This window comes from Massilia haematophila, from assembly GCF_042647645.1.
In the GTDB taxonomy this organism is placed as follows: Bacteria; Pseudomonadota; Gammaproteobacteria; order Burkholderiales; family Burkholderiaceae_D; genus Telluria; species Telluria haematophila.
In genome coordinates this window covers 657,919-682,137 of record NZ_JBHRVV010000001.1, presented here as the reverse complement: position 1 = coordinate 682,137, position 24,219 = coordinate 657,919, and the positions used below count along the sequence as shown (strand labels likewise).

Here is a 24,219-nt window from a genome sequence, read left to right as displayed (position 1 = left end):
GGGCGCCGTCAGCGGGGCCAGGGCCTGGTCGGCTGGATGTCGAGCGACCGGCTCGCCTCGGCGCGACCATCCCTCAGACCTTGCTGGTAGGCGTCGCGAGGGTTCGCACGGACCAGGCGCCCGGCGTTCTTGATGCTGTAGTACACATTGCGAGCACAGGCCGCTGCCACGTTCAGGCCCAGCGGCAGGCAGATGGCCTGGTCTCGATACCAGTCAACCCACGCCACGCCATAGAAGCGAGGCAGCAGGTCGCCTTGGTTAATCTTCTTGATGAGCATAGAGCCTCCGTGATTCAGCCTGCGACCAAGCCGCCGGCGGCACGCTGCCGCGCCTCCGCCGCCGTCTTGGTGTCGTGGCAGGGCGTGCAGAGCAACCATTTGTTTGCGTCGTCGTCACTGCCGCCGGCCCACAGCGGCACCTTGTGGTCGACCGCGTGGCCCAGCGAGGTGATGCCTTTGGCCAGACACGCTTGGCATAGCCCGCCGTCGCGACGCCGGATGCGCTCACGATCAGCAACCCCGGCGCTGCCGCGCTTACGCTCGACCGTGGCGGCGGGCGCTGGTGCCAGGCGCGTGACCTTGGCGGGCTGGAGTCGCGGCTGTAAGGTGCGCAGCTTCGGCATCAGTGGACCTCGATCTTGATGCCCTTGTCGATCCAGTAGCGGACTCGCTCCCAGCTCGGCGGGCAGTGCGTCAAGCGCGAGGTGAGCAGCACGCCGACTAAGTAGAACTTGAGCCACCAGCGCACCTTCAACTTGACGGTCAGCGTTGTCGTGGCCATCAGTGGTCCACCCCGAGCGAAACGGGCGGCATTGTGTGACCGAGTACAGACAGCTCGATGGAGCCGCCAGCGTTCAGCGCGGCCAGCTCCGCGGCTGTCGGGCGCCAGAACGACACCACGGCAGGCAGGCCATCGATCTGCGTGCGGGTCACAGGTAGCGCGCCGCACGGCAGCTCCAGCTGATCCCACCCGGCTGGCGCGCCCAGAACAGCATTGTTCGTAGGGTGCTGAATTCGATTCATCGTCTCTTCTTTCGGATCCGCGCCGGCCGCTGCGGCGCCAGCGGCAGTAGCTGCACGATCTCCAGCACGCTCATGCCGACCTGGCCGTAGCCCTTCGCGCGCAGCAGCTGCTTCGCGTCTGTGCAGTCGGCGAGCAGGTTGCAGGCGTCATCCAGCGCGGGAGCCTGGTGCACGATGACCGTGGAGGCCGGGCGATCGGGAACCACCATGCGGATGATCCGGTCGCGGAACTGTTCGGCAAGTGGCCTCATGCCAGCTCCTCAAGTGGGATACCGAAGTAGCGCGAGATCTCTTCCGGTGGGAACGTGCGCCAATCGCACGAGGGCGGCACCGAGGTGCGCCTCATGTACTCGGCATGCGCTGCGTCCGTGCGCGCCTTCAACCAGGCGTCGTAGCCCATGGTTTCGACACATGGGGCCAGGCCCCCCGGACTGGATTCGGTAGGCGGCTCGCCCCAGGCTGCCCGGTGCGGCACCAGCTCATACTCCATCAGCGCGCTGCGGATCGCGCCAGCGTCTTCCGGGTAGTACTCACATTTGACCCGGACAGCCTCCATCGCCCGGCAGCGCAGCGTGAACGCCACTGTACGCTTCGGCAGGCCGAGGGCATCACAAAGCGCTTGTCCGATCTCATGTCCAAGAATGGGCTTCAATTGACACCTCGACTATCCGCAGCCTGATCGAGCAGGGCTTGCTCACGGTTGATCTGCACCATCAGGCGCAACCAGACGATCTCGGCCTCTACGGTCATGCGCATGGTGCGCCTCGTCTCGGTAAGGTGTTAAATCTGCAGCGCAGAGATTGCTTCCTGCACTTCTTTGGTGAGGGCGGCGATATCGTCGCGATCCGACTCCAAGGCCGATGCAAGAGGCGCCTTCCCCAGCGTGATGGTGAGCGTCGCAGTCTGGATGCCGCCAGCAGAAATGCTGCCGGTGAGGATTGCCTTAGGGGCCAGGAGAGGCGTGATTCGCTCGATCAGTTCACGAACCGCGGCAGCGTTGGCGTCAATCGCTGCGCGCAGCGAGCCGGTTGCCTGATCGATCTGCAGCGCAGCTCCGATGGACTGTTGCGGCTGGGTGTTAGGCGTATTCATATTGACCTCGGTCGTTGGTAGGCGGCCCGTTATCCAGCCCGCGCAGGAATAAAAAAGCCGCCAGCAGCGCGAACGCTACGGCGGCGAAGCCCGGCGAGAGAGCCGGACGGAGACATGTTGCGGCGGCCGGTGCTGGCGATCCGGCCGGCAGGCTTATACATCCTGCTCGAAAGCGCCCAGGGAGGAGCGCCGCGCATCAGCTAATGCGCATTCACCACACTGCTGCCGACTGAGCCGGCCTTGATAACCCAGAGCTTCCATGCGCTCGCAGCAATCAGCAGCAGTGTGGTCACTGGCTTACGCCAGTAGCCGACTTACTTGCGGCGTGCGTCGTTCGCCAGCGCGGTCTTCTCTTCAGCGATCTTCTTGGTGGCGTGCGTCTCGACGTCGGCGAAGCGCTCGCGGTCGAAGGTCTTCCAGGAGCCGTTGCTCCAGCGTGCTTGGTAGCGCATGCGCTTCCTTTCGTTGTTAGGTTGCCGGTTACAGCGTCCGGCGACGTGGCGCGCCTGGGGTAGCGCCGTCTGTTCTGGCCAATGCCAGGTCATATTCGAGTGTGCGTCGGCGCCGTCTCTTGAGTATCGCCGGGCGGGTGCTCCGGCACTCATCGGGCAACTGTGACCCCGTGCGCGTTTCGTCGCGCTTACACGTGAAGACCAGGCTCAGGTTGGGCTAGTGCTTCATGTGTCACCTCGCTAGGTAGGTTGCCTACCTCGGATGAGGCAGGCCAGGACGAGCCCCAGGGCTATCTGCCAAGTGGGCCGTAAACGAAAAAAGCCCGAACGTTTGACGGTTCGAGCTTTTCTTTGGGCGTGCGAAGTCGCCCTATGCCGCTAGTTTACGAGAAGTACAGCCGAGTTGCAACGTTCTTTTGCAGCTTCTGTTCGAGATCGTTGCGGGCGGCCTCCAGCACCTCGGCGTAGTTCGCGTTCTGGAAGCGCCACGCGGTCGAGATACCTTGGCTGCGGTAGATCGCCCAGCGGTGTTGGATGGATAGGCTGTCGACCATTGCATTGACGGCCTCGCCAGCCTTGATGTCGGCGAGGCGCTGCGCCTCGTGCACTCCAACGTCCGTCCCCGAATCGCCCTCGAGCTTCATGCCACGCGAACCCAGGTCGCGGTCGTTCGTGTGCATGAAGTCAACCCAACACGCCATCAGGATGCCGTAGGGGTCGGGCTTATTGAATGCAGGCGCTGGCGCGGTCGCCTTGGGAGCACGGCGCAGGGTCGAGGTAGGAGCCATTCCGAGGGTCGCAGCGAGGTTCATGATTTCTCTCCATTAAGACCTCAGCAGCGTAGCACGACAGGCGTATTTTCTTGCCCTGCCCGAACTTTTCCAAATGACAACCTGTGGCAATCTATGGACAAAAAAAGCCCCCAACAAGTGGGGGCCAAGTAGCAAATTTGGTTGAGTAGAAAGGATACTGCTGTTTTTATAGCACTAATTATACTTTTGGTCGTCACTATCTGAATCGCTGCCAACGTCAGAACTTGGTTGTACTACTAGCCGCATCCCCAAGGCTTTCAACACTCGCAAAATGGTCTCCAACCTTGGTTGACTCCCAGGGCGAAGCGCCTTGTATAGGGACTCCCGAGCTAAGCCGGCCCGGCTGGCAACTCCCGCCATTCCCTTCGCGCGCGACGCATCGCCCAAGGCTTCCGCAATCATTGCCGGGTCGCCTTCCTCAAAGAACTCACTTAGGTACGCAGCGAGGACTTCGGGCGAATCCAGATGCTCTGCTACATCAAACTTCGCCAATGGTTCGATTTTCGAACCACTAGTGTCGTCAGCAGTCACCTCAGTGTCTTTTACTGTTGTCATAATCGCTCTCGCTTCCTCTATGTAGTACTACCTACCCAAGTCACTACTGACTTACTAACTGCTTCGCTTAATAGCCGGGGATCACTCCCCGGCCTCTACTACTGCCCGATCTCTCGGGCCATTTGCTTGGCAGTTTCGATGTCCTGTTGCTGCCCGTTCTTCGTTCCGCCGGTTAGAAGTATCATGATTTCGCTACCGACCTTTGTGTAATAAATCCGCCATCCCGGTCCGTAATCAATCTTCAACTCCCAAACCCCTTCGCCTACTGATTTTGCTTTCCCAGGGTTCCCAGCTGCCAGCCTCTTGATACTCGCCAGAAGCTTGGCCTTTGTTACTGCATCCTTGACTTCACCGAAGAACTTCAGAAATCTTGGATGCTGCCTAATGTCCATTTACCTCCTTTCTACTCAACCTGGCTTGCTGAACCAGTGAAGACATTGTAATCGAATGATTACAGAAGGTCAAGCATCTTGTGATCGAGTGATTACATTTTTCTCGATGCATGTTACTCTGTAGGAATGAAAAATATTGTGCACCTAAGTGGGCTTGCCGTTGGCGCGCTCATATGCGCGTTGCTGACTGGGGGCCTCACGTATGCAGCCCTAAAGAACGGTCTTGGGTCGAACGAGGTGGCGGGATGGCTTCAAGCTGTTGGCTCCACCATCGGCATTGGGATCGCGATCTATGTTCCTTGGCGCCAAAAGCAGGACGCTGCTGCTGCAGCCGTTAAGCAACAAAAGGATAACGCTATGGCGGTCACGCTCGCTCTGCGTGACGAACTAATCTTCGCAGCCGGCCTTTTTAATGGTTCTTCGCGGGGAATGGGGGAAGACGGGATTGACGAACTGAGCAGGAGGTGGTGGCGGAGGTCTGATGTTGGTAGATTGATAGTCGCCAAACAAATCAGTCTGTCAAACCACCGCCATGCTCAATGCTATGCCGTCTGTCCCGTTTTGGGAAGGCCATATTGTCGATGCCGTCCACGAACAAGAGGACGGGTCGCTGTTAATCGTTCTCGATACCAGCCCTTCAAGCGAAGCTTTGTGCGGGGCATGCCGCCAGCCTTGCGCTCTGGTTCATGAGTGCCGAAGGCGTAAGGTGCGTGACCGCGACATTCTGGATAGGCGTGTCTGGCTCGATGTGCCGGTGCGGCGACTGGACTGCCATCACTGCGACGCACGGGTAGCCGAGCACATTGTTTGGCTCGACCGCCGGGCGCGCATCACGCACCGCGTGCGCCTCTGGGTGGAGGCGCTGGCACAGCTGCTTCCGATAGCCCATGTGGCCCGGTTGACCGGCCTGCACTGGCATACCATCAAGGACATCGATCATCGGCGCTTGCAGCACCTGCATGGTGGCTTCTCGGCAGAAGGCGTACGGCGCTTGGTCATGGACGAATTCGCCCTGCACAAGGGGCACCGGTACGCCACTGTCGCCCTGGATGCCGAACGAATGCGGGTGCTATGGGTGGGAGAAGGCAATAGCCGGGAAGCGATTCGGCCGTTCTTCGAGTTGCTGGGAGAGGAAGGCTGCCAGCGGATCGAAGCCGTTGCCATGGATATGAACACGGCCATGGACCTCGAAGTTCGCCAGCAATGTCCAAACGCAGAAGTCGTCTACGACCTGTTTCATGTGGTGGCGCGCTTCGGTCGCGAAGTGGTCGACCGGGTTCGTGTCGACCAGGCCAATGCCTTGCGTGCCGAACCAAAAGCCCGCCAGGTCATCAAGCGCAGTCGCTGGCTGTTACTGCGCAATCGTGACAACCTCAAGGCCGAGCAGGCCGTCAAGCTCGAAGAGCTGTTGGCTGCCAACCAGCCCTTGGCAACGGTTTACCTGCTCAAGACCGAGCTGAAGGAAATCTGGTATGCGCCATCAGTCCGGGACGGTGCCCGGCGGTGGAAAGCCTGGCTCAAGCTCGCCTTGCAAAGCCAGATCGCACCGCTGATCCAGTTTGCCAAACGCCTGGCCAAATATCGCCGCGGCATCCTGGCATCAGCCATCTATCCGATGAGCTCATCGATCCTTGAAGGCGTCAACAACCGCATCAAGGTCATCAAGCGCATGGCCTACGGTTTTCGGGACGCATCCTACTTCTTCCTGAAAATCAAGGATGCGTTCCCCGGCAAAGTGCGATGAACCTTTTTAATGGGGCAAACGTTATCGAGCTGAAACGCGATGCGCCAGGTGAGATTTTCAATCTTCTTATCCCTATCGCCACCGACCGGTTTCCGATTTACCGAGCTATGGTGGGACGGCTTACAGAGATTGAAGACGCGACCGTCCGCCACAGCATCATTCAGGCTTACTCAGGCTTAAATGGTGTAATGGAGGTCGCGATATTGAACAATGATCTAATCAAAGAATACAACACTCTGCTGAGACGATACTGCGTGGACCGTGTTGAAGGCCTCGGACCAGAGTTGTCTGAAAAGGAGAAAATACTTGCGTCGTTCCGTGTCCAGATGCGGAGCCTACTCCTGACCACGATTCGAGACGTTCACGAAGCAGTCCGCTTACTAGACCGGGTCACTCGCGGGACGCACGACGATTACGGCCCGATGAACGAGCATTGATCGATGCCGAGAGGGGAAGCGGGATATCTGCCCCATCAAAACTCTTCCACCGCCCAGCCGCCGCCCTCCTTCTTCGGCTTCGCCTGGATCGCCAGGAAGCGCATGGGGTACAGGTCGGCGGCGATCTTGATCTTCGCCCGCGCGTCGTCGAGCCAATAGCCCTTCACCTCGTGCATCTCCAGCTGGCCGTCGGCGAGCATGACGGCGAAGTCCGGCGAGTAAAAGGTGTTGTCCGCCAGGCGCAACTTGATCCCTTCGAACTTGAACCAGGCGACCTCGCCGGCGTGGCGCCGATGTTCTAGCGTCGCGGCGTAGGCTGCCTCGGTTTTGTTCATGGCGCCGGTCTTGAGGCGGCCGAGTGCTTGGAGCCCTCGCTTCATTGGCGCGCCTCCAGGTGGGCCACAACGGCCGCCACGATTGCCGCACGTACTGCGGCATCCTCTGTGGCGAAATCCACATATGCGGCAGTGCCGACCGGCGCCTCATATGGGCGGCATCGCGCTACCGCATCAAGAGCCGTCCCGTCGAGCGACATCCGGTGCTGGGCCAGCAGCGGCCCACAGTCGCGCCAGTCGCCCGTCCAGTCTGGCACCCTCGCCTGACCGCGCCCAGCAGGCTGCCCAGCCGGCGGCGCGCCGAGTATGGCGCCTGGCACTTCAAACAGCTCCGTCCAGCCCAACAGCACGGCCAAGCGCCGGTTTGCCGCCATTCCTTGTTTGCTCATATCACCCTTGCATCGGTTGTTCGGCCTTCGCCGTTTGTTTGTCGATCCACTCCTGGCGCGCCGCCCGGTTCGTCCAGTCCTGCCTGAAGCGCGAGCATGCTTTCGTGCTCCAGGCGCGGAATGGGTTGGCCAGCGGCGTGAACGTGCCGTCGTAGCCCATGCACCGGCCCAACCCTACCTTGGCGTGGTCCGGGTACTCCTTCATCTTGAAGTGCGTGCACTGGGCGCAGATGTCGCCTGCCAGAGTGGTCATGCAGCCCTCGGCGGTGGCGCCGAACGGATCAGGGCCTTGAGGTTGAGTCCTGCCGGCATCGTGCCGCGCTGCTCCTGCGTGTTCGCCGCGTCGGCCGTGGGCCGGATGCGCACCTGTGGCGCCGGCGGCTTGCCGCCGTTGTCGATCGCCTCGCGAATGCGCATCTCCCAGGCTGCCGTCGATTCACCGATACGCGCGGGCCCGACCCCCACCTCGTTCGCCTTGGCCAGCTTTGCCGCCTCGCTCGTCCACCATGGCGCAGTGGCGGCCGGCTTCGGTGCGGCCGCGGCGTCGCGCTGGATCGTCAGGCGGTCCCAGTGCTCGCGCAGCTTCGCCGGGCTGAGGATGTTCCCGCGCCAGAAGGGGATGGTGTGCGCCCACTGAAACAGTTCGCAGATTTCACGGTGCGTGCAGCCGTCGCGCTCGCGCATTAGGCGCACCTCGTTGGCCCAGGCCTTGAAGTTCGGCTCCTTAAACTTTGGCGCGGTATTGAGGATGGCGCCGTACAGCCAGCGTGCGCACTTCTCGTCATCGTCGTTGACCTGGCGCGGCGCGCGCGGAGCCTTGGCCTTTGGGGTCCGCTCGGCGGCGTCCAGCAGCTCGAGCAGGGTTGCAGAATCGACGGTCACGGCCGGCAGTGTTTCGGCCGCTTGGCGGAGGGCTTCGCGGCTAAGCATGGCCCACCTCCCCCGCCTGCTGGCGGACCTTCCACTTGCCCCACTCGCCCGCCACCCAGGTGACACCCTTAGGCGTAAAGCGCGCGGCGTTGTAGGCGTGGCCGCTGTTCTGGGCGGTGCCGGCCTTGACGCAGAACCGGCCCGCGGTGATGTGCTGGGCATGCGGCGTCAGCTCGCGCCCGAGCCGGTACAGGATCTTCTCGTCGAGCAGGAACTCGCGGAACTGGTTTTCGTTGGCGCCCAGCAGCTTGGCCACCTGGCGGAAACCCTTCGTGCCGGTCGAGTCGGCGTAGCGCTCTACGAACTCCACGGCCGGCGCCGCGGCCTGCAACTGCGCGGCCTGGGCGGTGATGATGTCCTGCTGGTCGGCTGCCAGGCGCAGCGCATCGGCGAACGATTGCGGCAGGGCCGGCGCCGGCGCGGTGGCTTCCAGCTCCATCCAGCGGTCGATGATCCGCGCGCGCAGCGCGGCGTTGTAGCCCGAGACCACCACCAGGCAGTCGCGGCGGCACAGGTCATATACCATCGTCGGGCGGCCGCCGCCGTCGGGCAGGTGCGGCCGGGCAGTATTACGACCAAGTCGTAAAACCCCCTCGTTGATCAGGCGCTCGATCGTGGCGATGACGTCGTTGTGGCGCGCCTCGCAGATATCGGCGATCTCGCGGCTCGACATCGTCTGCTCGGCGGCGCCGGCGTGGTGCAAAGTCAGCATGCTTCCCATGTCGTTTCCTTTCCAATATTGGAGCCGCGTCAGGCGGCATCCTCGAATAGGTCTCTCTGCGGCGCCGGAATGGCGGCAGCCTCAGCGGCGGCAGTTACGCACCCCAGCTCGTGTTCAATCCGAGCCCGCGCGATCGCGACATACTCCGGCGTCATGTCGATGCCGATAAAGCGGAATCCCTCCCGGATGCACGCCTTCCCTGTCGAACCACTGCCCATGAAGGGGTCCAGCACTAAGCCGCCGCGGGGCGTCACCAAGCGCGCCAAGTAAGCCATGAGATCAGTCGGTTTCACCGTCGGGTGGTAGTTGCCGTTGCGGGCAGGCCAGTTCGCGTCTTCGCGCTCGCGCATGGTGGCCTCGTTAGCTACGGCCGGGGCGTCGGAACTGGCCAAGCCTTCATTGCGATCCTTGCGGCTGGCCTTAGCGCAGTAAAAGAAGCGAGCAGCGCTGCCGCGAGCGTCGTGCGGCGTAAATTCGGCATTCGCGGTGCCGGCGAAGTCGCCGAACGTGTTGCGCGTCTTGTCGCTGTTGCGCGTCTTGAGCGCCGCCTGCTGCCCGGCTTCAGTCGGAAACAACGCTACAACCTCCTCACTGCCGTCGTGAATAATGTTGGCGGGCCAGCGGCCCGGCTTCATCTCGCCATGAAACACAGCGGCGTCACTCCCTTCCGGCCGCCAGTTGCCACCGGTGGCGTTGAGGGTAGCGCCAGGCTTCAGCCGCTTGACGGTGTAAGTCCCGCCTTGAGCATCGTCGCCATGGACGCGACAGGCATCAATATTCAGCGCCCCTGGCCCGAACTGCAGCACGTTTGCCGCTACAGTTCCAACCAGAGGTTTGCGAGCGACGCAGATTGGTTCGTGCGCCGGCTTGAGCGCCGTGCCCCACCCTTCCCAGCGCGCGGCGTCTTCGCCGCCCATGTCTTGCTCAGCGATGTTTCGGGATTTCGGAAATCCTGATCCATATACCCACATTACTTGGTCGCGGATTTCGAATCCTGCATCTTCGATTGCTACAGCCATCCGGTGGTAGGTGCGCGAACCGCTGAACGCCAGGAGGTGACCGCCGGGCTTTAGCACGCGCAGCGCCTCGCTCCACAGCTCGACGCGGTTGGCAATGCCGCTCGCGTCCCAGCTCTTGCCCATGAAGCCGAGTTCGTAAGGCGGGTCAGTCACAATCGCGTCAACGCTGCTATCAGGCAGCGTCCGCATCACCGCAATGCAATCGCCCAGATGCAGTACGAATGGCGCGGCGACGTCAACTGCGTCATTCGTTACGGCATCTCGCATTCCGCCTCTCCCTGTGCTTTCAATTCCGCCAAGCACTCCGCCAGCAGCTCGCGCTCGGTGCCGTACCGCGCCTGGAACGTCGCCTTCCTGCCGTGCAGGCTGATGCGCTGGCGCGGATCCGTGTCGTCCTGCTGGTGGTGCGGTGCGCAGAGCGGGAGCACCAGGAAGTGCGCGCCCGGCTTCGTGCGGCCGTCGATGTGATGGAGGCTGACTGTGTGGATCAGCCACCCGTCCTTCAAGCAGGCGATGCACGGCAGTGCACCCATCTGGTCCATGAAGCGCTTTTCTTCGGCGGTCGGCGGGCGGCCCTTCATGCCGCGCGACTTCATCGGCTTTGGCAGCTTGCGCTCGCGGGCCTTCTTGTCAGCGCGGGCTTTCACCTGGACCGCAGCGACGCGCAGCAGGCCTGCGCCGGCGGTCGGAGTCTTGAGCCCGGTGCTGCGCGACATCGCCGTCTTGCGCTGCAGGGGCTTGCCGGGCTTGAGCGGCTTGCCCTGGATGAGGGATGAGCGGCGCATCATGATAAGATTCCCAGATGACAACCATTCGCTCTCCGCGTAGCAGCTCGCCCGTACGTACGACACTTCTTGTTATTAGTGCCGGAGCTGCGCTGGTATCGATAGGTCGAGGCTACGGGCTCAATGCTGGTGAATGGGCCTCTTGGGTTCAGGCTGTAGGTTCGATCGCAGCTATCCTCATCGCTTACTTCTTGGGAGAGCGACAAGCGCAAGCCGCCGTTGACACGATGCGCGAAGCGGAGCAACTGTCCAGTGCACGAACATACGATCAAATCGTAGCGCTGGCTGAATCGGTCGAAAAATTCACCGAAAGCATGAGCACGATCTTTCACGACGGCGGATTTGATTATTTGGTATTGCGCCATAAATATGACGAAGCCATAACGGAAAGCTTGCTTGATTCCTTGAAGGCAGTTTCGGCTCATGAACTCGGCTCGTATAATGCGATCCTTGCTCTGACCACGCTTAGAAAGGCTTTGCAAGATTTCCGCGACAATATGGCTCGAATCGAACAGCATTTGCAGAGTCAAAGAAATCTTGAAACCGGAGCGATTGCAAACTGGCACAACTGGAGTCCAGTACCCATCGAGCTGTGCGTGACCAACGTTAAGCGCTGCGTTGCCGGGCTTAAGCAACATCGCCCGGAGTTCGCTAAGCGCCCCCGCGACTCTTAGCCGAGCAACCCATTTTGTAAAAATCGTCACGCCTCCCCTCCGCCAATGCTCTTGAAGCCGAAGCCGGCCGGGCGCACCGACCAGGCTGGGATGTCCTGGCGGATGCCGCGCGAGTTGATCATGTACTTCCGGCTCAGCGGCGGCTGCTTGTACGCAGTCGCCTCGCGCGATACAGCGATCTGGCCGACGTACTCGACCTTCACGATGCCCTCGGCCTTGTCGTAGTGCGCGCGGGCGAACTCGCTGCAGGTGATCATGTCGTTATTCGCCAGCGCGAACCAGCCGCTGCTCAGGCAGCGCTGAATGAGATCGCCCCGGCCAGCGGCGGGAACGCTGTCGCCCATCGCCTTGAACAAAGCGTCCTCGGTTTGAGGGCCGTGCCGGTACATGTACTGCCCAGCGGTGTAAGGGAACGTGTGCTTGCTGGCGACACGGGGTTTCTGGTCACGCTTGCCCATTACTGAGCCCTCCGAATAACGAATTTTGCGAATTGGCAGCCGGGCACGTGCTGTGCGCCCTCGGGCTGCCGGCATGCGACGCAGCGAGGCGCCGAGCGGGTGATGCAGGTCATGCGGCCCTCCCGAGGATCTGGCGTTCGTGCGCGAAGTTCGCGCGGATCAGCGCCTCCGACAGCGGCGGACAGACGCTGTTGCCGCACATGCGCACCTGGGCCGACTTGGTCAGGCGCACGCGGGGCAGCGACAGCGGGTCGGCAGCAACCTGCTCGCCATCGACGAACAGCAGCGCCGGATCCGGAATCTCGTCGATGATGTAGTGGGCCGGGAAGCCCTGGGCCCGATACAGCTCGTGCGGCGCCAGCATGCGCAGACCGATGTCCACGATCTGGTAGTCCACGCCCTTGATGGTCACCAAGCCGAAGCGATCGCGGCTGGTGACCGTCGCCAGCGGCGAGTCCGGGCTCTGGTCCTGATCGGTGCCGTAGTAAGCCAGTAGGAAGGCGCGCACCTCGGCGTGATGCTGGCCGCCGGCACTAATCGTGTGCAGTGGCTCGTCGGCGCCGGCCGCAGTGCTGGTGCCGCGCAGCTTTACCAGATGACTCGACACGAGGGCCGACTTGCCTCCGCCGCCGGCGGTGACGGTGCCAAGCGGGGCGTCAGCAGCGTGGCCGATGCTCTGTCCCATGTCGCGCTGGATGTGGGCGGTGACCAAGCCCAGCGCATGAGGAGCGCCGGCCGGGTTCTCTTTCGGCCCTGCCGTGATCGTCGGCACAGGCTCGGCCAGGTCACTGCCGGTCGACCCAGTGCGGAACTTGGTCAGATGGGCCGTAACCAGGCTGTGGTGGTCAGTGCCGGTCACAGTGCCGATTGGCTGCTCCATCTCAGAACCAACGACGCCGGTGTAGTGCTTCGCCAGGAACGCCGTAGCCACCGCGGTATCGCCCTTGGCAGTGATCGTCGCGGTCGGCTCGTCGGCGCCGCGTGGGCGGCTGTCACCGGCACGCCCACCTACGCCGACCAGGGCGGCCGAGACCATGCTGAAGTGGCCGCCTTTGACCTGAGCGCAGAGGGTGCGCAGCGGCTCGTCCGCCGGCATCACGCGCTGGTTGCTCGCGTTCGCGTGCTCATTGAGGAATGCGGTGACCAGAGCGGCCTTAGTAGAGCCGACAATCGTGCCGAGGGGCCGATCAATATCGAGGGCGCGTGGCTCCTGGGGGGCGCGCACCACCGAGATACGCTCTTCTTCGCCGCACTGCGGGCACTCGGCCGGCGCAAGTCCACCAGCGCCGGTGGCGTGCTTGTCTTCGAAGTCGAGCGCGCACTCTGCGCAGTGATAGACACCCGGACGCTCGCCATACCCGACCTGCACCATCGTTGCGGTGGCCAGCGCCTTCTCGCCGCGCTGCGCGCCAGTGATCGTGCGGAACGGCTCGTGCACGGACTCGCTGCGGTCGCTGCCCTGGTGCGTAACCGGGACGATACTCGGCACGACTACGGCGCGGTGGTTCTCCGTGGTCAGGGTGCCGATCGGCTGGTTCGCCGTCACCGGCTTGCCGGCGTAGAGCGGGCCACCCTGGCCGACGATGAATGGATCTGCCGCGTCGACCACATAGCGCATGATGCCCTTCGCGATGCGGCGCAACGTGGCGTCGGCCAGCGGGCGCTTGCGACCGAAGATGCTCGGGCACGGCAGCGACCAGTCGATGCACTCCGCCGCGGTGCGGTGTGGCTGCAGCTTGCCAGCGAGGACGCCTGGCGAGTTCGGGGCGCCGTGGGTCGCCGTTGGCCAGCGGATCGGCAGGCCGTCGCGGCGCGCCACCAGGAAGAATCGTTTGCGGATCGTCGGGGTCGCGTGGTCGCTCGCTCGCAGCTCGCGGTGCTCGACCTTGTAGCCGTGCTGCTCCAGCTGGCGGACGAAGCTGCGGAAGGTGACGCCGCGCTTCGCCGGGTCCGGTCGCCAGGTGCCGTCATCCAGCTGCTTTAGCGGGCCCCAGGTCTGGAACTCCTCGACGTTCTCGAGCATGATCACGCGCGGCTTGCACTTCGCCGCCCAACGCATGGTCACCCAGGCGAGGCCGCGAATCTTCTTCTCGACCGGCTTGCCGCCCTTCGCCTTGCTGAAGTGCTTGCAGTCCGGCGACAGCCACACCAAGCCAACAGGCTGGTTGCCGGTCACCTCGATCGGGTCGACGTCCCACACGCTCTCGCACAGGTGCTTCGTGTGCGGGTGGTTAATGGCGTGCATGGCCAGCGCTTCCGGATCGTGGTTGATCGCGATGTCGACCGGCCGGCCGAATGCCGCCTCCAGGCCAGTGCTGGTGCCGCCGCCGCCGGCGAAGTTGTCGATGATCAGCTCGTTGCCCAAGTCGAGCGCCATGGTCATCAGGTCGCGCTTCATACACGCACCTCATGACGGCCAGCGCCGAAGAACGCAGTCACCAGCCAGTCCCGGGCGACCGGCGCGCGGTTGACGCGGATCGAGAACGGAGCGTCGTCATGCATGATGTGAAAGCGGCGGCTCGGGTCGCGCGAGGCGATGCCCATCGCCGACTTCGACTGCTTGGCGGCGCGCGCCGGTGCGTTCGTCGTCAGGCTCTCCAGGTATTCCCGCGCCTTCTCCGCGGTCATGGTCAGCGTGTACACCGGCTCGCCGAGTGCGGTCTTCGTGCCACCGACATAGCGGGCCGATTCGATGACGCCTGCTGCGCGCAGGTCACCGACGTACTTGCGGGCGCCCGAGGGCGTGACCTTCAGCAGGCTGGCGACTTCATCGCGCGCCAGGTCGCGCTCGAGCAGCGTGGTGACCAAGTTGCAGATGCGCTCGAGGCGGAGGGCCGTTTGGCGTGGGGTGACGTGGCGGATGCGGGTCATGCTGGCACCTCTTCGGTCGCTGCTGGAGCTGCAGCGGTCTTCGTCATACTGGCCAGATCATCAACAGGAGGCAGGCTCATAGCCCAGGACGGCATCACAGCCATCGTCGCGGCGCGCATCGGCATCAACACGCCGATAAATTCCGGTGCCGCCCACAGACGCACCACTGCACTAAGGTTCGGATCACCTTTGACGCTGAAAAACTGCATAGCAGTGTCATGTTGCAGCTTCTTCCCGCTGGCCTTTGCTGCAGCAGCTGCTGCTTTTTCGCACAGCGTAATCAAGTTCGCGCCGAACATGCCGACCAATCCCGGGCGCAGCTCTTCCATCTTAGGAATCACTCGGGCGTAGCTCGGAAACGTTGCCTCGACGTCCGGACGGCCTGCTTGGATATAAACGTCAGTACCGCCTTCATCGACCACTGCCAAGCGATCGCCGATCATTACCACAGCGCGCTCGTCCTTTGGGCCGCCAGCGCAGGCCTGCTGCATGCGTGCGTCGAAGCGGAGGATCACCTCGTGCTCGCAGACGGCATCACGATCGTGGATGGCGCCCAAGGCGTGGCCATTCGTTGCGCAGATAACGGCGCCTCCATCCTTGTGCGGACGGACGTTGATTGCGTTCAGGTAGTAGCGGATGTCGTTTTTTGCGATGAATGGTGCGATGATCGGCAGCAGCTTCGCGGTCAGGCGCAGATTGGCGTGTTTGCTCATGCTGCACCGCCGATCACGGCGCGCGCCGCGGTGTCCAGGTCGGCATCGGTGAGCGTGTGGCGGCGGATCTCAGCAACGTAGACCACGTCGCCAGCGCGCAACCAGTCGTTCTTGCGGTTCTCGGCAATCACCAGATCGGTAAGCGAGGTCGCATCGCTTTCCGGCCGATTGATGAACCAGTGCTGTGCGGGCGCTGCGCCGGGCGAAGACTGCTCTTCACCGGTTTGCGCCGGTGCTTTCTCTTTTTCTGCTAACATGCGGTTCTCCGTAGTTGTACTTGTTTCAAGAAGCCCGGTTGCCGCCGGGCTTTGTTATTTCTGCTGCTCTTCCACCAGACGCCTGTACGCCTCGCGGCTCATCACATGACCGGGCTCGATCGGCGCCGGCGGCTGCTCTTCTTCCTTTTGATCCATCTACTTCCTTTCGCTGACGTGGCTCAGTCTTGAGGACTGGGGCCGGGTTATCGTGGTATCGGTGGGGAACGGACTACTCGTCCTGAGCGCCGATGCCGTGGGCTGGGCGGAACTTCGCGCGGCGGTCGCCCATCAGTGCGCGCAAGTCCTGGATGGGGATGCCCGTCACCTCATTCATGCGGATCAGGAGCGTCGCGCCCACCGGCAGGCGGCGGTGGCGGATTTTGCTGATCACGGGCGGCGGCACCTCCAGGGCGCGCGACAGTGCTGCGTCGTTCTTCAGCTGCAGGCGGCCGATCAGCACGTCCAACAGCGCGCTCGGGTTGAATGCCTCGGTCAGTTCAGTTGCTGCGGCTGCAGCGGTTGCGGTACTCATTCGTTGACTCCCTGCTCTGGTTGTATTGGTGACGGCATGCCCCGCCGCCTGGGCCCTGCTCACTTCGAAACCGGCTTCTCGGACATCCCATTCAGGCGCTCGATCAGCTGCATCATTGGCCGGAAGGCGCGAAACACCGACTTGCGCACTGCCACCACCTCGTGTGGCTCGACGCGGCCGTCTTCGAGCGTCTTGTGCACCTCGTTGGCGACGTCGCCCAGGCGCTGCCAGATGTCCGTGACGTTCTCGAGAACGCCCATGTCAGACGCCGGCTGCTCTTCGAGCTTGGTCAGCACGAAGCCATGCGCCTCGGCCAGGGCGTACAGCACCGAGTAATCCCCCGTCAGCGACATCACGCGCTCGATGTCGTCGATCGTCACGACGTTGACGTTGTTGTTCGGGTTCGCCTTGTTGCGCAGGATGGTCGGCGACATGTCCATGCGGGCAGCCAGTGCGACGCAACCACCTGGGGCGTTGTGGACGGTTTGATGGAAGGCGTCTTTGGCGTTCATGCTGTTGACCTGTAAGAGAATGATGTTTTGGTAACTTGTCGATGCCACAATGCATCTGTTGAAACTTGGAAACTTAAGAGCCAAATGCCTACAGCCCTGTTACTTGTTAGCCGCGCCCTACAAAGCGCCCTGGGTCTTTATGCCTTACGCTCGTCGGCGGCTACGCCGTCGGTGGCTCGGCGCATTGGGCTCTCAGGAGCAGTGGCGGGCGCCGGGCTCCAAATGTCCGGACGAAGCCCCGAAAGCGTCAGCTTTGGCTCCGCCTCGACCAAGCGCTTGGCCAGACGCGGTGACGCGCGTCGATGCCCACCGCCGATCAGGTAGAAGTAGCCGACCGAAGACTTCACGGCGACCGCTAAGGCTTCACGCTGTTCTGGCGTGGCCTGCTGCAGGTAAGTTCTCATGTCCATGCGGACGACTTTACCAAAAAGATAAAGCAGACACAAGCATTAGTTTATCTTTTTGGTCGTTTATCTCAATGATAAAAACAGCGATCATTTACCGATGACAAGAGAAGAGATTCGGCGTGAGAACGCCCGCAAACTGGCAGCCAGCTGCGGCGGCAAGGCGGCGCTCGGTCGTCTGGTGAAGATGGACCCGTCCCAAGTCAGCCAGTTAATAGGGCCAAACCCAACTAAGAACATAGGGAACTCGATCGCAAGACGGATCGAACAAGCTTTCGAACTGCCAGCAAACTGGCTCGACGCTCCTCATCCAGAGATGGAGGCAACGGCGGACGGTGAGCCGCAACTTCCTAAGTCGGAGGGCGCCCCTGCGTCATTCGATTCGAACGTATCGCCCGCACTCATCGGCGTGCGCCCAGTGCCGGTAATCTCAGCAGTGCAGGCGGGCGCACTAAAAGACATGGAGAACCCTTACCCGGTGGGATCTGGATTTGCAGTGGAGTACACAGACGAGAAATTGTCCCGCTGGGCGTTCGCCCTGGATATCGAAGGGCTCTCGATGATGCCGGACTTCCGACCAGGCGACCGAGTGATTATCGACCCCGAGCTGTCGCCAAATCCTGGCGACTTCGTAGTCGCGAGGAACGGAAGCAACCAGGCAACGTTTAAGAAGTATCGCCCTCGCGGGATGGATGCGAACGGGAACATGGTTTTTGAGCTAGTTCCTCTGAACGATGACTTTCCAACCTTGCGCAGCGACATCGACCACCTCATCGTGATCGGCGTAATGACCGAACACCGCAAGCGTTTCCGCCGGGGCGGGTAATAGAGGATGAAGGTTCGGACTGCGGTATTTTCTCCGCATGGCGCGCCCGTGCGCGTGGCAATCGTCGATGTGGCCTGGGCGCAGCCAGGACGCGGCGACAGCTTGCTCGCTCAGCTGCAGTGTCACTTTAGGTCAGAGCCGATAATGCTTGTTGCTGTGAAACGGAATGGTTTTACCGCGTACGCCCCGTTTCAGACTCATGAGCTGCTCGCACTGCTGCAACTCGAAGAGCTGTCGCTGCATGAGGTCGACCTGTCAATCCCGCCGGCTGAGGCCACTGAACCGCTACCGTTTTAGGCGCTACGGCACGCCTTGATGCCGACCTGGAGCATCATGAAACTCGTTCCACTTCTCGCTGCCTTGGCGCTGTCTGCCGCATGCGCTGCCGCCGGCGCTGCGGAAACGGTGACGGTCCTTGGCCTCCCCTTGGGTGGCAAGCTCAAGATGCCTATTCGACAGTGCTCACTCGTTGAGCTCGGCACTGATGTGCGCTCCCTATGTTGGGTCGATCGTCCAAATCGATTGCCTGGAGGCTATCTCTGGGGATCATTAAAGGTTCCCGGATCCGACCAGCGGCCTCGCTGGGCCGCGGGCGGCGCCTACCGGGCGACGATTAAGAAAGATGGGACGCTAAGCTCCTTCGACGCCAGCACGTCCCAAGCCGATGACTTCGCTGAGATTTCGAAGTCGATCAGCGGCCGGTTCGGGCGACCGCAAAGAGAGTCAAGGCCTGGGGCCCAAATCAGATCAGCCGAATGGGTACGGCCCGAGGCGCAAATTCAGCTGCTGTGTTCTTGGGATATCGGGTGTACTGCAAAATTCACCTCGGCAGCAACTCATGCGGCCAATGAACTAGAGTTGGCGGCGCGCGCAGCGAAGGAGTCCACTCGGCCATTGACGCCCTAGCGCGACAATTGGTTAGATTTTTGGCATTGCTAGCAGGATATACTCAGCAGGCGATACGGCACGCGCAGCTGCCGCTCCATCAGGTCGACCATGCTCCTTCGAACTTGCCCGGACTGTGGGTTTGTTACCACCCGCGTGACCACGTGCCAGCAGTGTGGGCACCGACCACGTGAGCTGAACGTGCGAGCATCTGCGGTAGCGGCCGGAGTGCTGGTACTGCTTCTGGCTACGCACTTCTTGCTCGCCAATCAATAGGGCAACACGGCACGCTTTGACGCATCTCACTTGCAGCCGCTGCTCTTCACACATGATGGAAGAGCACTGTCGCGCAGTGGAGCACTCGACGGCTGTGCATAAGAACTAACAAATATGACTTCAAATATTGCCCCACTAGAGATCATTGAGATATTGCGGCCGGCTGAACAAGGGCGAACCATGCCGTTTCTGTGTCGTGCGGAAGACGAACAGCTATACTATGTGAAAGGTAAGACTGCAGGCGTGCGCGGGCAGTTTTGCGAATGGGTTGTCGCCCATCTCGCAGAATCATTTGGGCTGCCCGTCCCTCCGTTTAGGCAGGTGCGAGTTTCACAGGAGTTATTGGACGAGAGTCCAGCTTCCTACCAGGCCTTAGGGTCAGGAATCGCGTTTGCCTCGCTTGCGCGAACCCAGGCACAATGGTTCGAAAATAGCTTCATATCCGAAGTGCCTATGGACCTACGGAGAGCAGTGATCGTATTCGACTGGTGGATCAGAAACTCGGATCGAATTTATGATAACCCGAATTTACTGTGGTCTCCAGGGTCTAAAGAGCTAGTAGTCATCGATCACGCTTTTGCGTTCGATGATGATTTTTGGCCCACAGTTTTTCTGCAGTATCATGTGTTCCGCGAAGAATGGGATTCAATCAAAAATGATCCAGCGCTCCAAGCGGTGTACAGCACAAAGATGCAAGATGCATTGGAGCGCTGGGACGATGCATGCAATACTGCACCACAGGAATGGAAAGTTAAAACAGGCACCGATGATGAATTGCTCGATTATGCCGCCGCATTATCGATACTCGAAGGATGTAAAGGGAATGGCTTATGGACTCTAGCGTAATGAGGCATGCCTGCCGGTACGCGATAGTGCGATTCATGCCTTTTCCCGAAACCGAAGAGTTTGTAAATATCGGCATCATATTGGCCTGTCCCGCGCAAGGCTACTTTGGATTTAGATTGCAGCAGCGAAAGCGACATGGAAGGGTTACCAATTTCTTTCCAGACATCGGCAAGGAATCCTATAAGGAAGCTATTGAAATGTTCTCGCGTGAGCTTTCGCGGGTCCAATACATCGCTCACTCAGATTTAAAGGGTTCGCCCGTCGAAATTCGAAAGTTATTTGATGCTCTCGTTCACCCGCGAGAAGCTTTAATCAGATTCAGCAGCCCTCGTGCTCGCATGGCTGACGATCCTGTCAAAGTTCTCGACAAACTCTTCGGTTACTACGTAGAGCGAAATTTCGTCACTGTAGAATATAAAGAGACAATATTAGAACGTCGGATTCGTAATTTAGTGCAATCACTAAATTTGCCAAAACCGTTTCGAGCGGCAGAGTTGGGTGATGAGTTCGCCTCTGCACAGTTCCCGCTCGTTCAAGAAGATAGGCATGTGCCAATTAAAGCAATCAAGCCGTTCTATCTAGCGCAACCAGAACCATCCAAAATCATCGCGCACGGCGGTCTGTGGGTGGATAGGATTAGTAGAATGCGCCGACGTCGCACGCTGCCCAAAGCTTTAATGTTTGCGATTGAGTCTCCTCCGCCAGAGGAATCGAAGCGCTATTCTGCATTTGAAGAAATTAAACAAGACCTAGAAGCGTTAGACGTTATTACGATTCCAGCACAAGCAGAGAATGAAATTATAGACTTTGCGACAGATGACCATCATTTATTCCACCGGTTTTAAGGTGGCTCGGTGGTACTGCTCTAACTAAGTATGACTGCGTACGCGGTAGCGATTCGCGCGTCGCAGTACAAACCCACAGATCGGCGATAGCTTTTGAATCGGCTCAGCCAGAGCTTGCGAGGCTTTGGAACCAAGGCGCCTCTTAGTGGCCTGCGTCGGCTTCACACCCTCTACACCGTTCAGGCCGCGCCGGGCCTTCTCCGCCGTCGACGAGCGCGCTCGGCCGATTTTCTCCTGCAGCTGATCCAGCATGGCCTGCGTGATCTCGTCGGTGCCATGTCTGTGCGCCCAGCCCTTCACCAGCGGATACTGGACTCCGAATACTTCCGCCTCGATGCGGGTCAAGGCCTTCACGACGCCGCGGCGTTCGAGGTAGACCGCAAGGGTCAATTTTTCGGGCATTTTCGGGCCTTTTTTTCTGCGCACCCTCTATAGGTACTGTTGAGGTTCTTGTTCTTGGCTGATCAACCAGGTGTTCTTGGGTTATCGGTTTTGATTTATCCCAGCAGAGCCTCGGTTCCAGAGCGTAACCCTCCCTAGAGGCCGACGAAAAAACGCCGGCTTTCGTGTCGGGCTACTGCATCCCTTGCTTTCGCACTTCGGACACTTTCGCTTGTTCGCAGACTTCTCAGGTGCTTCCACCTGATCCCCCGGCGCGCTCTACGATCCACCCACGCGTTGCCCCTCCCGGACGTCCTTGGCTCTTGGGCCTGGACGTCGGCGGTTTCCCCTCCCTGCTCCAGGCTTGCGGTCGCTCAACAACAGCGACGGAACCAATTCTAACACCAACTTAATCTTTTTGATAAATACTTCTTGAGTTCGCTTTATCGTTTTGGTAAAGTTAGTTCATCGACGCAGCGAACTCACCAGGAGCCAGCGATGACGCAGACCAGCAAGCCGAGCAATGAGCAAGTGCGCAATTGGATGCGGCAGCGCCAGGCAGAGAGGACGCCGCCGCCCTCCCCGGAGCAGATCCGGAGGGAGCTTGGGTGGCAGCTGGCAGAGGCAGAGCGAGGCATGACGAACAGGAGCAAACGATGAGCACCAAACAACCCACCCCATTCCCCGGCGCGCGCTTCATGGTGAGCCCGAGTGGCCAGAAAGCTGACTGGGCCCACCCGGCCGAGATCGCAACTCGCTGCCCGGACTGGACTGACTGCACGGACATGGGTGACGTCGAGTTCGACCTGTTTATGGAAGAGCGCCGCGGTAAATACCCGGCCCTGGTGGCGTGAGGAGCTGACGATGAACTTGATTCTCTGGTCCCAGCAATACGTCGAGGAAGCGATCGATGACGAGATCGCCCTGGCTGACGCGATGCACGGGATGAAGGTGGTCCGCCCAGCCTATATCACGACCATCACCGAGCTGCAGGCCACCAGGCCGAGCCGGACGTACTTCAGCAGCCGCAACCACCCGCGCACCTCGAGCTCCATGCCGCTCGACAAATGGCGCCGCAGCTGGAACGCAGCCGGCCCGCTGATTGGCCTGCTGGGCCTGAGCGTGCACGCGGACGACGACGAGGGTGTGGTGTCGGTGGGCGTCGGTGGCCGGCGCCGCAACGTGAGCGAGGCCTATGCCGACCACCCAGGCAAAGACGAAGCGGTCGTGGCGGCGATTGTCCGCGCTGCGATCCAGGCCATGAACGAGGCGCGCAACGGCTTCTAACCGAATTTCGCCCTACCGGGCCGCCGGCACGGCGCCAGTGCACAACCGAACGAAACCGGAGACCGACACGATGAACGCAAAGGAACTGGCCATGCTGCTGACTGGCCGCGAATACGGCCAAGAGATCGCCCGCACCGAGGAGCGCCAAGCCAAAGCCGCTGGCCTGGTCGTGGCCTTTGGCGCCAGTGACGACCTGCTGGAGTTCCGTGGCGCGATCTACGACGAGGTCGGTTGTTACGGCGGAGGTACCGCAACTGTCGACCAGAAGGGCCTGCTGCCGGATTTCGAAGACATCGACCGCGACGATAAAGACGAGATGCGCGACTACTTCAAGCGCGAGAACAGCGGCGCCGTCATCCGCGCTGCCTGGGAAGGCGAACCGGGCTATAGCTGGGTTATCAGCACCGACATCACACACGAGACCTTTGAGATCGTCGAGGACGGTGAGCCGTACTGCCGCGGCATCATCTTTGCGCTGGCGGACCTGCCTGGTTGAAGCGCGCGGCTTCACCGGCCCGAACACGCCCCGCATGACGGGGCTTCAGCACTGAGAGGGTCACATCGGCCCCGACCACCAACTAGGGAGAACGACATGCGCTTTCGAATCACGGTCCGCGATGAAAACGACCGCCCCGAGACCTACACCGCCATCGGCGATCCAGCCGCGCTGGAGGCTGCAGCTTACGACGCCGGCGCCATGGGCGTGACCGTGATGGTGCTCGCATGAGCCAGCGGCAGATCCGGGCCCGGCTAGTCTCCTACGCAATCGAGTGCGCCGCAGCGGTCTTGCTGGTCCTCGTGATCCTCTACACCCAAGCGCTCGCACAGTAAGCGCGGCGACAACAAATTCAAGGACATCAACTATGTGGTTCAAGAATCTTCAGATTTACCGCCTGCCCCAGAACTGGGCGTTCACCCCTGAACAAATGGAAGACGCGCTGCAGTCGCAGGCTTTCACGCCGGCCAGCAGCAATGAACTGCTGCGCCAGGGCTGGGATTCGCCGCGCGGCAACGGCAAGCTGGTCCACGTGGTCAACAAGCAGATGCTGATGATGCTGGGCACGGAAAAGAAACTACTGCCGAGCTCGGTCATCAACCAAGTGGCGAAGGCCAAGGCGGCCGAACTGGAAGAGCAGCAGGGCTTCCCGCCGGGCAAAAAGGCGATGAAGGAATTGAAGGAACGCGTGGCCGACGAACTGCTGCCGCGCGCATTCTCGATCCGCAGCAATGTCTGGACCTGGATCGACCCGGTAAACGGCTGGCTGGTGGTCGATGCCGCCAGCCCTTCGAAGGCCGACGACGTCATCAAGCTGCTGCTCAAGGCCGTCGACAAGCTGCCGCTGGAATCGCTGCGCGTGCAACGTTCGCCGGTGGCCGTGATGACCGGCTGGCTCGAGTCGGACGAAGCGCCGTACAACTTCACGATCGACCAGGACGCCGAGCTGCGCGCCACCGGGGAAAGCCGTGCCGCCGTGCGTTATGTGAAGCACTCGCTGGACCCGGAAGACATCCGCCGCCACATCGCGGCCGGCAAGCAGTCGACGCGCCTGGCGATGACGTGGAACAGCCGCGTCTCGTTTGTGCTCACCGAATCGCTGGCGATCAAGGGCGTCAAGCCGCTGGATGTCATCAAGGAAGGCGAGGCCATCACCTACAGCGATGACGAGCGTTTCGACAACGACATCATGCTAATGACCGGCGAGCTGGCCAAGCTGCTGGGCGACCTGGTCGAGGCCCTGGGCGGCGAGGCGAAGGCATGATCGCGCG

The 24,219-nt window shown here is 61.2% G+C and carries 38 protein-coding genes; 11 read left to right on the top strand and 27 right to left on the bottom strand.

What is annotated here, in order from left to right:
• Window positions 1-8: 8 nt before the first annotated feature.
• The 11 genes from ACFOPH_RS03125 to ACFOPH_RS03075 all read right to left on the bottom strand — a co-directional run bounded on the left by ACFOPH_RS03125 (window position 9) and on the right by ACFOPH_RS03075 (window position 4,325).
• The gene (locus ACFOPH_RS03125; RefSeq protein ID WP_379733491.1) at window positions 9-278 is read right to left on the bottom strand and encodes a hypothetical protein; all 270 of its coding nucleotides are present in this window, start codon (window positions 276-278) and stop codon (window positions 9-11) included.
• 14 nt (window positions 279-292) lie between these two features.
• Window positions 293-622 (bottom strand): HNH endonuclease, encoded by a 330-nt coding sequence (locus ACFOPH_RS03120; protein WP_379733489.1) that lies wholly within the window; start codon window positions 620-622, stop codon window positions 293-295.
• On the bottom strand, window positions 622-780 hold the full coding sequence (locus ACFOPH_RS03115) for a hypothetical protein (protein WP_379733487.1): 159 nt from the start codon (window positions 778-780) through the stop codon (window positions 622-624). The genes ACFOPH_RS03120 and ACFOPH_RS03115 overlap by 1 nt, the downstream gene beginning before the upstream one ends.
• Window positions 780-1,022 (bottom strand): hypothetical protein, encoded by a 243-nt coding sequence (locus ACFOPH_RS03110; RefSeq protein WP_379733485.1) that lies wholly within the window; start codon window positions 1,020-1,022, stop codon window positions 780-782. Before ACFOPH_RS03110 ends, ACFOPH_RS03115 begins: the two co-directional genes overlap by 1 nt.
• Window positions 1,019-1,273, bottom strand: a complete 255-nt coding sequence (locus ACFOPH_RS03105) for a hypothetical protein (protein WP_379733483.1) — start codon at window positions 1,271-1,273, stop codon at window positions 1,019-1,021. Before ACFOPH_RS03105 ends, ACFOPH_RS03110 begins: the two co-directional genes overlap by 4 nt.
• Window positions 1,270-1,674, bottom strand: coding sequence for a hypothetical protein (locus tag ACFOPH_RS03100; protein WP_379733481.1), 405 nt, complete (start codon window positions 1,672-1,674; stop codon window positions 1,270-1,272). Before ACFOPH_RS03100 ends, ACFOPH_RS03105 begins: the two co-directional genes overlap by 4 nt.
• A 128-nt stretch (window positions 1,675-1,802) precedes the next feature.
• Entirely contained in the window at window positions 1,803-2,114 is a 312-nt protein-coding gene (locus ACFOPH_RS03095) for a hypothetical protein (RefSeq protein WP_379733479.1), read from the bottom strand.
• A gap of 314 nt (window positions 2,115-2,428) precedes the next feature.
• Window positions 2,429-2,566, bottom strand: a complete 138-nt coding sequence (locus tag ACFOPH_RS03090) for a hypothetical protein (RefSeq protein WP_379733477.1) — start codon at window positions 2,564-2,566, stop codon at window positions 2,429-2,431.
• 383 nt (window positions 2,567-2,949) lie between these two features.
• On the bottom strand, window positions 2,950-3,378 hold the full coding sequence (locus ACFOPH_RS03085) for a hypothetical protein (RefSeq protein ID WP_379733475.1): 429 nt from the start codon (window positions 3,376-3,378) through the stop codon (window positions 2,950-2,952).
• 174 nt (window positions 3,379-3,552) lie between these two features.
• Window positions 3,553-3,933: an addiction module antidote protein gene (locus ACFOPH_RS03080; RefSeq protein WP_379733473.1), complete on the bottom strand. Its 381-nt coding sequence runs from the start codon at window positions 3,931-3,933 to the stop codon at window positions 3,553-3,555.
• 98 nt (window positions 3,934-4,031) lie between these two features.
• The gene (locus ACFOPH_RS03075; protein WP_379733470.1) at window positions 4,032-4,325 is read right to left on the bottom strand and encodes a type II toxin-antitoxin system RelE/ParE family toxin; all 294 of its coding nucleotides are present in this window, start codon (window positions 4,323-4,325) and stop codon (window positions 4,032-4,034) included.
• A gap of 532 nt (window positions 4,326-4,857) precedes the next feature.
• On the opposite strand from ACFOPH_RS03075, the gene ACFOPH_RS03070 reads away from it, so the two are divergent.
• On the top strand, window positions 4,858-6,069 hold the full coding sequence (locus ACFOPH_RS03070) for an ISL3 family transposase (protein ID WP_379733102.1): 1,212 nt from the start codon (window positions 4,858-4,860) through the stop codon (window positions 6,067-6,069).
• On the top strand, window positions 6,066-6,506 hold the full coding sequence (locus tag ACFOPH_RS03065; RefSeq protein WP_379733467.1) for a hypothetical protein: 441 nt from the start codon (window positions 6,066-6,068) through the stop codon (window positions 6,504-6,506). The genes ACFOPH_RS03070 and ACFOPH_RS03065 overlap by 4 nt, the downstream gene beginning before the upstream one ends.
• Window positions 6,507-6,541: 35 nt before the next feature.
• Here the strand turns inward: ACFOPH_RS03065 and ACFOPH_RS03060 are convergent, their stop codons facing one another.
• The 7 genes from ACFOPH_RS03060 to ACFOPH_RS03030 are packed head-to-tail and all read right to left on the bottom strand — an operon-like array spanning window position 6,542 to window position 10,688.
• Window positions 6,542-6,886, bottom strand: a complete 345-nt coding sequence (locus ACFOPH_RS03060; protein ID WP_379733463.1) for a DUF1064 domain-containing protein — start codon at window positions 6,884-6,886, stop codon at window positions 6,542-6,544.
• Complete coding sequence (locus ACFOPH_RS03055; protein WP_379733460.1) at window positions 6,883-7,230, bottom strand: hypothetical protein; 348 nt, start codon at window positions 7,228-7,230, stop codon at window positions 6,883-6,885. The genes ACFOPH_RS03060 and ACFOPH_RS03055 overlap by 4 nt, the downstream gene beginning before the upstream one ends.
• Window position 7,231: 1 nt before the next feature.
• Window positions 7,232-7,483, bottom strand: a complete 252-nt coding sequence (locus tag ACFOPH_RS03050) for a hypothetical protein (RefSeq protein WP_379733457.1) — start codon at window positions 7,481-7,483, stop codon at window positions 7,232-7,234.
• On the bottom strand, window positions 7,480-8,160 hold the full coding sequence (locus ACFOPH_RS03045; protein ID WP_379733454.1) for a hypothetical protein: 681 nt from the start codon (window positions 8,158-8,160) through the stop codon (window positions 7,480-7,482). The genes ACFOPH_RS03050 and ACFOPH_RS03045 overlap by 4 nt, the downstream gene beginning before the upstream one ends.
• Window positions 8,153-8,881 (bottom strand): phage antirepressor KilAC domain-containing protein, encoded by a 729-nt coding sequence (locus ACFOPH_RS03040; RefSeq protein WP_379733451.1) that lies wholly within the window; start codon window positions 8,879-8,881, stop codon window positions 8,153-8,155. Before ACFOPH_RS03040 ends, ACFOPH_RS03045 begins: the two co-directional genes overlap by 8 nt.
• A gap of 29 nt (window positions 8,882-8,910) precedes the next feature.
• Window positions 8,911-10,167, bottom strand: a complete 1,257-nt coding sequence (locus tag ACFOPH_RS03035; RefSeq protein ID WP_379733448.1) for a DNA-methyltransferase — start codon at window positions 10,165-10,167, stop codon at window positions 8,911-8,913.
• Window positions 10,152-10,688 (bottom strand): Ref family recombination enhancement nuclease, encoded by a 537-nt coding sequence (locus ACFOPH_RS03030; protein WP_379733445.1) that lies wholly within the window; start codon window positions 10,686-10,688, stop codon window positions 10,152-10,154. Before ACFOPH_RS03030 ends, ACFOPH_RS03035 begins: the two co-directional genes overlap by 16 nt.
• 14 nt (window positions 10,689-10,702) lie before the next feature.
• On the opposite strand from ACFOPH_RS03030, the gene ACFOPH_RS03025 reads away from it, so the two are divergent.
• Window positions 10,703-11,359 carry a hypothetical protein gene (locus ACFOPH_RS03025; protein ID WP_379733442.1) on the top strand — a complete coding sequence of 219 codons (657 nt, stop codon included), beginning with the start codon at window positions 10,703-10,705 and terminating at the stop codon, window positions 11,357-11,359.
• Window positions 11,360-11,385: 26 nt separating this feature from the next.
• Here the strand turns inward: ACFOPH_RS03025 and ACFOPH_RS03020 are convergent, their stop codons facing one another.
• The 8 genes from ACFOPH_RS03020 to ACFOPH_RS02985 all read right to left on the bottom strand — a co-directional run bounded on the left by ACFOPH_RS03020 (window position 11,386) and on the right by ACFOPH_RS02985 (window position 17,106).
• Complete coding sequence (locus tag ACFOPH_RS03020; protein WP_379733439.1) at window positions 11,386-11,817, bottom strand: hypothetical protein; 432 nt, start codon at window positions 11,815-11,817, stop codon at window positions 11,386-11,388.
• 109 nt (window positions 11,818-11,926) lie between these two features.
• Window positions 11,927-14,215 carry a DNA cytosine methyltransferase gene (locus ACFOPH_RS03015; protein WP_379733436.1) on the bottom strand — a complete coding sequence of 763 codons (2,289 nt, stop codon included), beginning with the start codon at window positions 14,213-14,215 and terminating at the stop codon, window positions 11,927-11,929.
• Entirely contained in the window at window positions 14,212-14,688 is a 477-nt protein-coding gene (locus ACFOPH_RS03010; protein ID WP_379733433.1) for an ArsR family transcriptional regulator, read from the bottom strand. The genes ACFOPH_RS03015 and ACFOPH_RS03010 overlap by 4 nt, the downstream gene beginning before the upstream one ends.
• Window positions 14,685-15,401, bottom strand: a complete 717-nt coding sequence (locus ACFOPH_RS03005; RefSeq protein WP_379733430.1) for a hypothetical protein — start codon at window positions 15,399-15,401, stop codon at window positions 14,685-14,687. Before ACFOPH_RS03005 ends, ACFOPH_RS03010 begins: the two co-directional genes overlap by 4 nt.
• The gene (locus ACFOPH_RS03000) at window positions 15,398-15,658 is read right to left on the bottom strand and encodes a hypothetical protein (protein WP_379733427.1); all 261 of its coding nucleotides are present in this window, start codon (window positions 15,656-15,658) and stop codon (window positions 15,398-15,400) included. Before ACFOPH_RS03000 ends, ACFOPH_RS03005 begins: the two co-directional genes overlap by 4 nt.
• A 229-nt stretch (window positions 15,659-15,887) precedes the next feature.
• Window positions 15,888-16,190: a hypothetical protein gene (locus ACFOPH_RS02995; RefSeq protein WP_379733424.1), complete on the bottom strand. Its 303-nt coding sequence runs from the start codon at window positions 16,188-16,190 to the stop codon at window positions 15,888-15,890.
• A gap of 59 nt (window positions 16,191-16,249) precedes the next feature.
• Window positions 16,250-16,702, bottom strand: coding sequence for a phage regulatory CII family protein (locus ACFOPH_RS02990; RefSeq protein WP_312547607.1), 453 nt, complete (start codon window positions 16,700-16,702; stop codon window positions 16,250-16,252).
• 137 nt (window positions 16,703-16,839) lie between these two features.
• A complete protein-coding gene (locus ACFOPH_RS02985; protein WP_379733421.1) occupies window positions 16,840-17,106 on the bottom strand; it encodes a hypothetical protein in 267 nt (88 codons plus the stop codon).
• Between the two features lie 58 nt (window positions 17,107-17,164).
• Here ACFOPH_RS02985 and ACFOPH_RS02980 point away from each other — a divergent pair, with 58 nt between their 5' ends.
• The 3 genes from ACFOPH_RS02980 (at window position 17,165) to ACFOPH_RS02970 (ending at window position 20,784) form a co-directional block, all read left to right on the top strand.
• A complete protein-coding gene (locus ACFOPH_RS02980; protein ID WP_379733418.1) occupies window positions 17,165-17,932 on the top strand; it encodes a LexA family protein in 768 nt (255 codons plus the stop codon).
• A 1,275-nt stretch (window positions 17,933-19,207) separates the two neighbouring features.
• The gene (locus tag ACFOPH_RS02975) at window positions 19,208-19,939 is read left to right on the top strand and encodes a HipA family kinase (protein WP_379733415.1); all 732 of its coding nucleotides are present in this window, start codon (window positions 19,208-19,210) and stop codon (window positions 19,937-19,939) included.
• Complete coding sequence (locus ACFOPH_RS02970) at window positions 19,924-20,784, top strand: DUF3037 domain-containing protein (protein ID WP_379733412.1); 861 nt, start codon at window positions 19,924-19,926, stop codon at window positions 20,782-20,784. Before ACFOPH_RS02975 ends, ACFOPH_RS02970 begins: the two co-directional genes overlap by 16 nt.
• Before the next feature lie 24 nt (window positions 20,785-20,808).
• Here ACFOPH_RS02970 and ACFOPH_RS02965 read toward each other — a convergent pair whose 3' ends face one another.
• Complete coding sequence (locus tag ACFOPH_RS02965) at window positions 20,809-21,186, bottom strand: hypothetical protein (RefSeq protein WP_379733409.1); 378 nt, start codon at window positions 21,184-21,186, stop codon at window positions 20,809-20,811.
• Between the two features lie 635 nt (window positions 21,187-21,821).
• Between ACFOPH_RS02965 and ACFOPH_RS02960 the strand changes: the two genes are divergently transcribed.
• From ACFOPH_RS02960 to ACFOPH_RS02940, 5 genes are all read left to right on the top strand, one after another.
• Window positions 21,822-22,019 (top strand): hypothetical protein, encoded by a 198-nt coding sequence (locus ACFOPH_RS02960; protein WP_379733406.1) that lies wholly within the window; start codon window positions 21,822-21,824, stop codon window positions 22,017-22,019.
• Between the two features lie 10 nt (window positions 22,020-22,029).
• A complete protein-coding gene (locus ACFOPH_RS02955) occupies window positions 22,030-22,452 on the top strand; it encodes a hypothetical protein (protein ID WP_379733403.1) in 423 nt (140 codons plus the stop codon).
• Window positions 22,453-22,522: 70 nt separating this feature from the next.
• The gene (locus ACFOPH_RS02950; RefSeq protein WP_379733401.1) at window positions 22,523-22,948 is read left to right on the top strand and encodes a hypothetical protein; all 426 of its coding nucleotides are present in this window, start codon (window positions 22,523-22,525) and stop codon (window positions 22,946-22,948) included.
• A 96-nt stretch (window positions 22,949-23,044) separates the two neighbouring features.
• The gene (locus tag ACFOPH_RS02945; RefSeq protein WP_379733398.1) at window positions 23,045-23,179 is read left to right on the top strand and encodes a hypothetical protein; all 135 of its coding nucleotides are present in this window, start codon (window positions 23,045-23,047) and stop codon (window positions 23,177-23,179) included.
• A gap of 136 nt (window positions 23,180-23,315) precedes the next feature.
• Window positions 23,316-24,212, top strand: coding sequence for a recombination-associated protein RdgC (locus ACFOPH_RS02940; protein WP_379733395.1), 897 nt, complete (start codon window positions 23,316-23,318; stop codon window positions 24,210-24,212).
• Window positions 24,213-24,219 lie beyond the last annotated feature (7 nt).

Bases quoted from the DNA above. Each gene is read 5' to 3' on its own strand.
- ACFOPH_RS03125 (WP_379733491.1), bottom strand. From the start codon at position 278: ATGCTCATCAAGAAGATTAACCAAGGCGACCTGCTGCCTCGCTTCTAT.
- ACFOPH_RS03120 (WP_379733489.1), bottom strand. From the start codon at position 622: ATGCCGAAGCTGCGCACCTTACAGCCGCGACTCCAGCCCGCCAAGGTC.
- ACFOPH_RS03115 (WP_379733487.1), bottom strand. From the start codon at position 780: ATGGCCACGACAACGCTGACCGTCAAGTTGAAGGTGCGCTGGTGGCTC.
- ACFOPH_RS03110 (WP_379733485.1), bottom strand. From the start codon at position 1,022: ATGAATCGAATTCAGCACCCTACGAACAATGCTGTTCTGGGCGCGCCA.
- ACFOPH_RS03105 (WP_379733483.1), bottom strand. From the start codon at position 1,273: ATGAGGCCACTTGCCGAACAGTTCCGCGACCGGATCATCCGCATGGTG.
- ACFOPH_RS03095 (WP_379733479.1), bottom strand. From the start codon at position 2,114: ATGAATACGCCTAACACCCAGCCGCAACAGTCCATCGGAGCTGCGCTG.
- ACFOPH_RS03090 (WP_379733477.1), bottom strand. From the start codon at position 2,566: ATGCGCTACCAAGCACGCTGGAGCAACGGCTCCTGGAAGACCTTCGAC.
- ACFOPH_RS03085 (WP_379733475.1), bottom strand. From the start codon at position 3,378: ATGAACCTCGCTGCGACCCTCGGAATGGCTCCTACCTCGACCCTGCGC.
- ACFOPH_RS03080 (WP_379733473.1), bottom strand. From the start codon at position 3,933: ATGACAACAGTAAAAGACACTGAGGTGACTGCTGACGACACTAGTGGT.
- ACFOPH_RS03075 (WP_379733470.1), bottom strand. From the start codon at position 4,325: ATGGACATTAGGCAGCATCCAAGATTTCTGAAGTTCTTCGGTGAAGTC.
- ACFOPH_RS03070 (WP_379733102.1), top strand. From the start codon at position 4,858: ATGCTCAATGCTATGCCGTCTGTCCCGTTTTGGGAAGGCCATATTGTC.
- ACFOPH_RS03065 (WP_379733467.1), top strand. From the start codon at position 6,066: ATGAACCTTTTTAATGGGGCAAACGTTATCGAGCTGAAACGCGATGCG.
- ACFOPH_RS03060 (WP_379733463.1), bottom strand. From the start codon at position 6,886: ATGAAGCGAGGGCTCCAAGCACTCGGCCGCCTCAAGACCGGCGCCATG.
- ACFOPH_RS03055 (WP_379733460.1), bottom strand. From the start codon at position 7,230: ATGAGCAAACAAGGAATGGCGGCAAACCGGCGCTTGGCCGTGCTGTTG.
- ACFOPH_RS03050 (WP_379733457.1), bottom strand. From the start codon at position 7,483: ATGACCACTCTGGCAGGCGACATCTGCGCCCAGTGCACGCACTTCAAG.
- ACFOPH_RS03045 (WP_379733454.1), bottom strand. From the start codon at position 8,160: ATGCTTAGCCGCGAAGCCCTCCGCCAAGCGGCCGAAACACTGCCGGCC.
- ACFOPH_RS03040 (WP_379733451.1), bottom strand. From the start codon at position 8,881: ATGGGAAGCATGCTGACTTTGCACCACGCCGGCGCCGCCGAGCAGACG.
- ACFOPH_RS03035 (WP_379733448.1), bottom strand. From the start codon at position 10,167: ATGCGAGATGCCGTAACGAATGACGCAGTTGACGTCGCCGCGCCATTC.
- ACFOPH_RS03030 (WP_379733445.1), bottom strand. From the start codon at position 10,688: ATGATGCGCCGCTCATCCCTCATCCAGGGCAAGCCGCTCAAGCCCGGC.
- ACFOPH_RS03025 (WP_379733442.1), top strand. From the start codon at position 10,703: ATGACAACCATTCGCTCTCCGCGTAGCAGCTCGCCCGTACGTACGACA.
- ACFOPH_RS03020 (WP_379733439.1), bottom strand. From the start codon at position 11,817: ATGGGCAAGCGTGACCAGAAACCCCGTGTCGCCAGCAAGCACACGTTC.
- ACFOPH_RS03015 (WP_379733436.1), bottom strand. From the start codon at position 14,215: ATGAAGCGCGACCTGATGACCATGGCGCTCGACTTGGGCAACGAGCTG.
- ACFOPH_RS03010 (WP_379733433.1), bottom strand. From the start codon at position 14,688: ATGACCCGCATCCGCCACGTCACCCCACGCCAAACGGCCCTCCGCCTC.
- ACFOPH_RS03005 (WP_379733430.1), bottom strand. From the start codon at position 15,401: ATGAGCAAACACGCCAATCTGCGCCTGACCGCGAAGCTGCTGCCGATC.
- ACFOPH_RS03000 (WP_379733427.1), bottom strand. From the start codon at position 15,658: ATGTTAGCAGAAAAAGAGAAAGCACCGGCGCAAACCGGTGAAGAGCAG.
- ACFOPH_RS02995 (WP_379733424.1), bottom strand. From the start codon at position 16,190: ATGAGTACCGCAACCGCTGCAGCCGCAGCAACTGAACTGACCGAGGCA.
- ACFOPH_RS02990 (WP_312547607.1), bottom strand. From the start codon at position 16,702: ATGAACGCCAAAGACGCCTTCCATCAAACCGTCCACAACGCCCCAGGT.
- ACFOPH_RS02985 (WP_379733421.1), bottom strand. From the start codon at position 17,106: ATGAGAACTTACCTGCAGCAGGCCACGCCAGAACAGCGTGAAGCCTTA.
- ACFOPH_RS02975 (WP_379733415.1), top strand. From the start codon at position 19,208: ATGACTTCAAATATTGCCCCACTAGAGATCATTGAGATATTGCGGCCG.
- ACFOPH_RS02970 (WP_379733412.1), top strand. From the start codon at position 19,924: ATGGACTCTAGCGTAATGAGGCATGCCTGCCGGTACGCGATAGTGCGA.
- ACFOPH_RS02965 (WP_379733409.1), bottom strand. From the start codon at position 21,186: ATGCCCGAAAAATTGACCCTTGCGGTCTACCTCGAACGCCGCGGCGTC.
- ACFOPH_RS02960 (WP_379733406.1), top strand. From the start codon at position 21,822: ATGAGCACCAAACAACCCACCCCATTCCCCGGCGCGCGCTTCATGGTG.
- ACFOPH_RS02955 (WP_379733403.1), top strand. From the start codon at position 22,030: ATGAACTTGATTCTCTGGTCCCAGCAATACGTCGAGGAAGCGATCGAT.
- ACFOPH_RS02950 (WP_379733401.1), top strand. From the start codon at position 22,523: ATGAACGCAAAGGAACTGGCCATGCTGCTGACTGGCCGCGAATACGGC.
- ACFOPH_RS02945 (WP_379733398.1), top strand. From the start codon at position 23,045: ATGCGCTTTCGAATCACGGTCCGCGATGAAAACGACCGCCCCGAGACC.
- ACFOPH_RS02940 (WP_379733395.1), top strand. From the start codon at position 23,316: ATGTGGTTCAAGAATCTTCAGATTTACCGCCTGCCCCAGAACTGGGCG.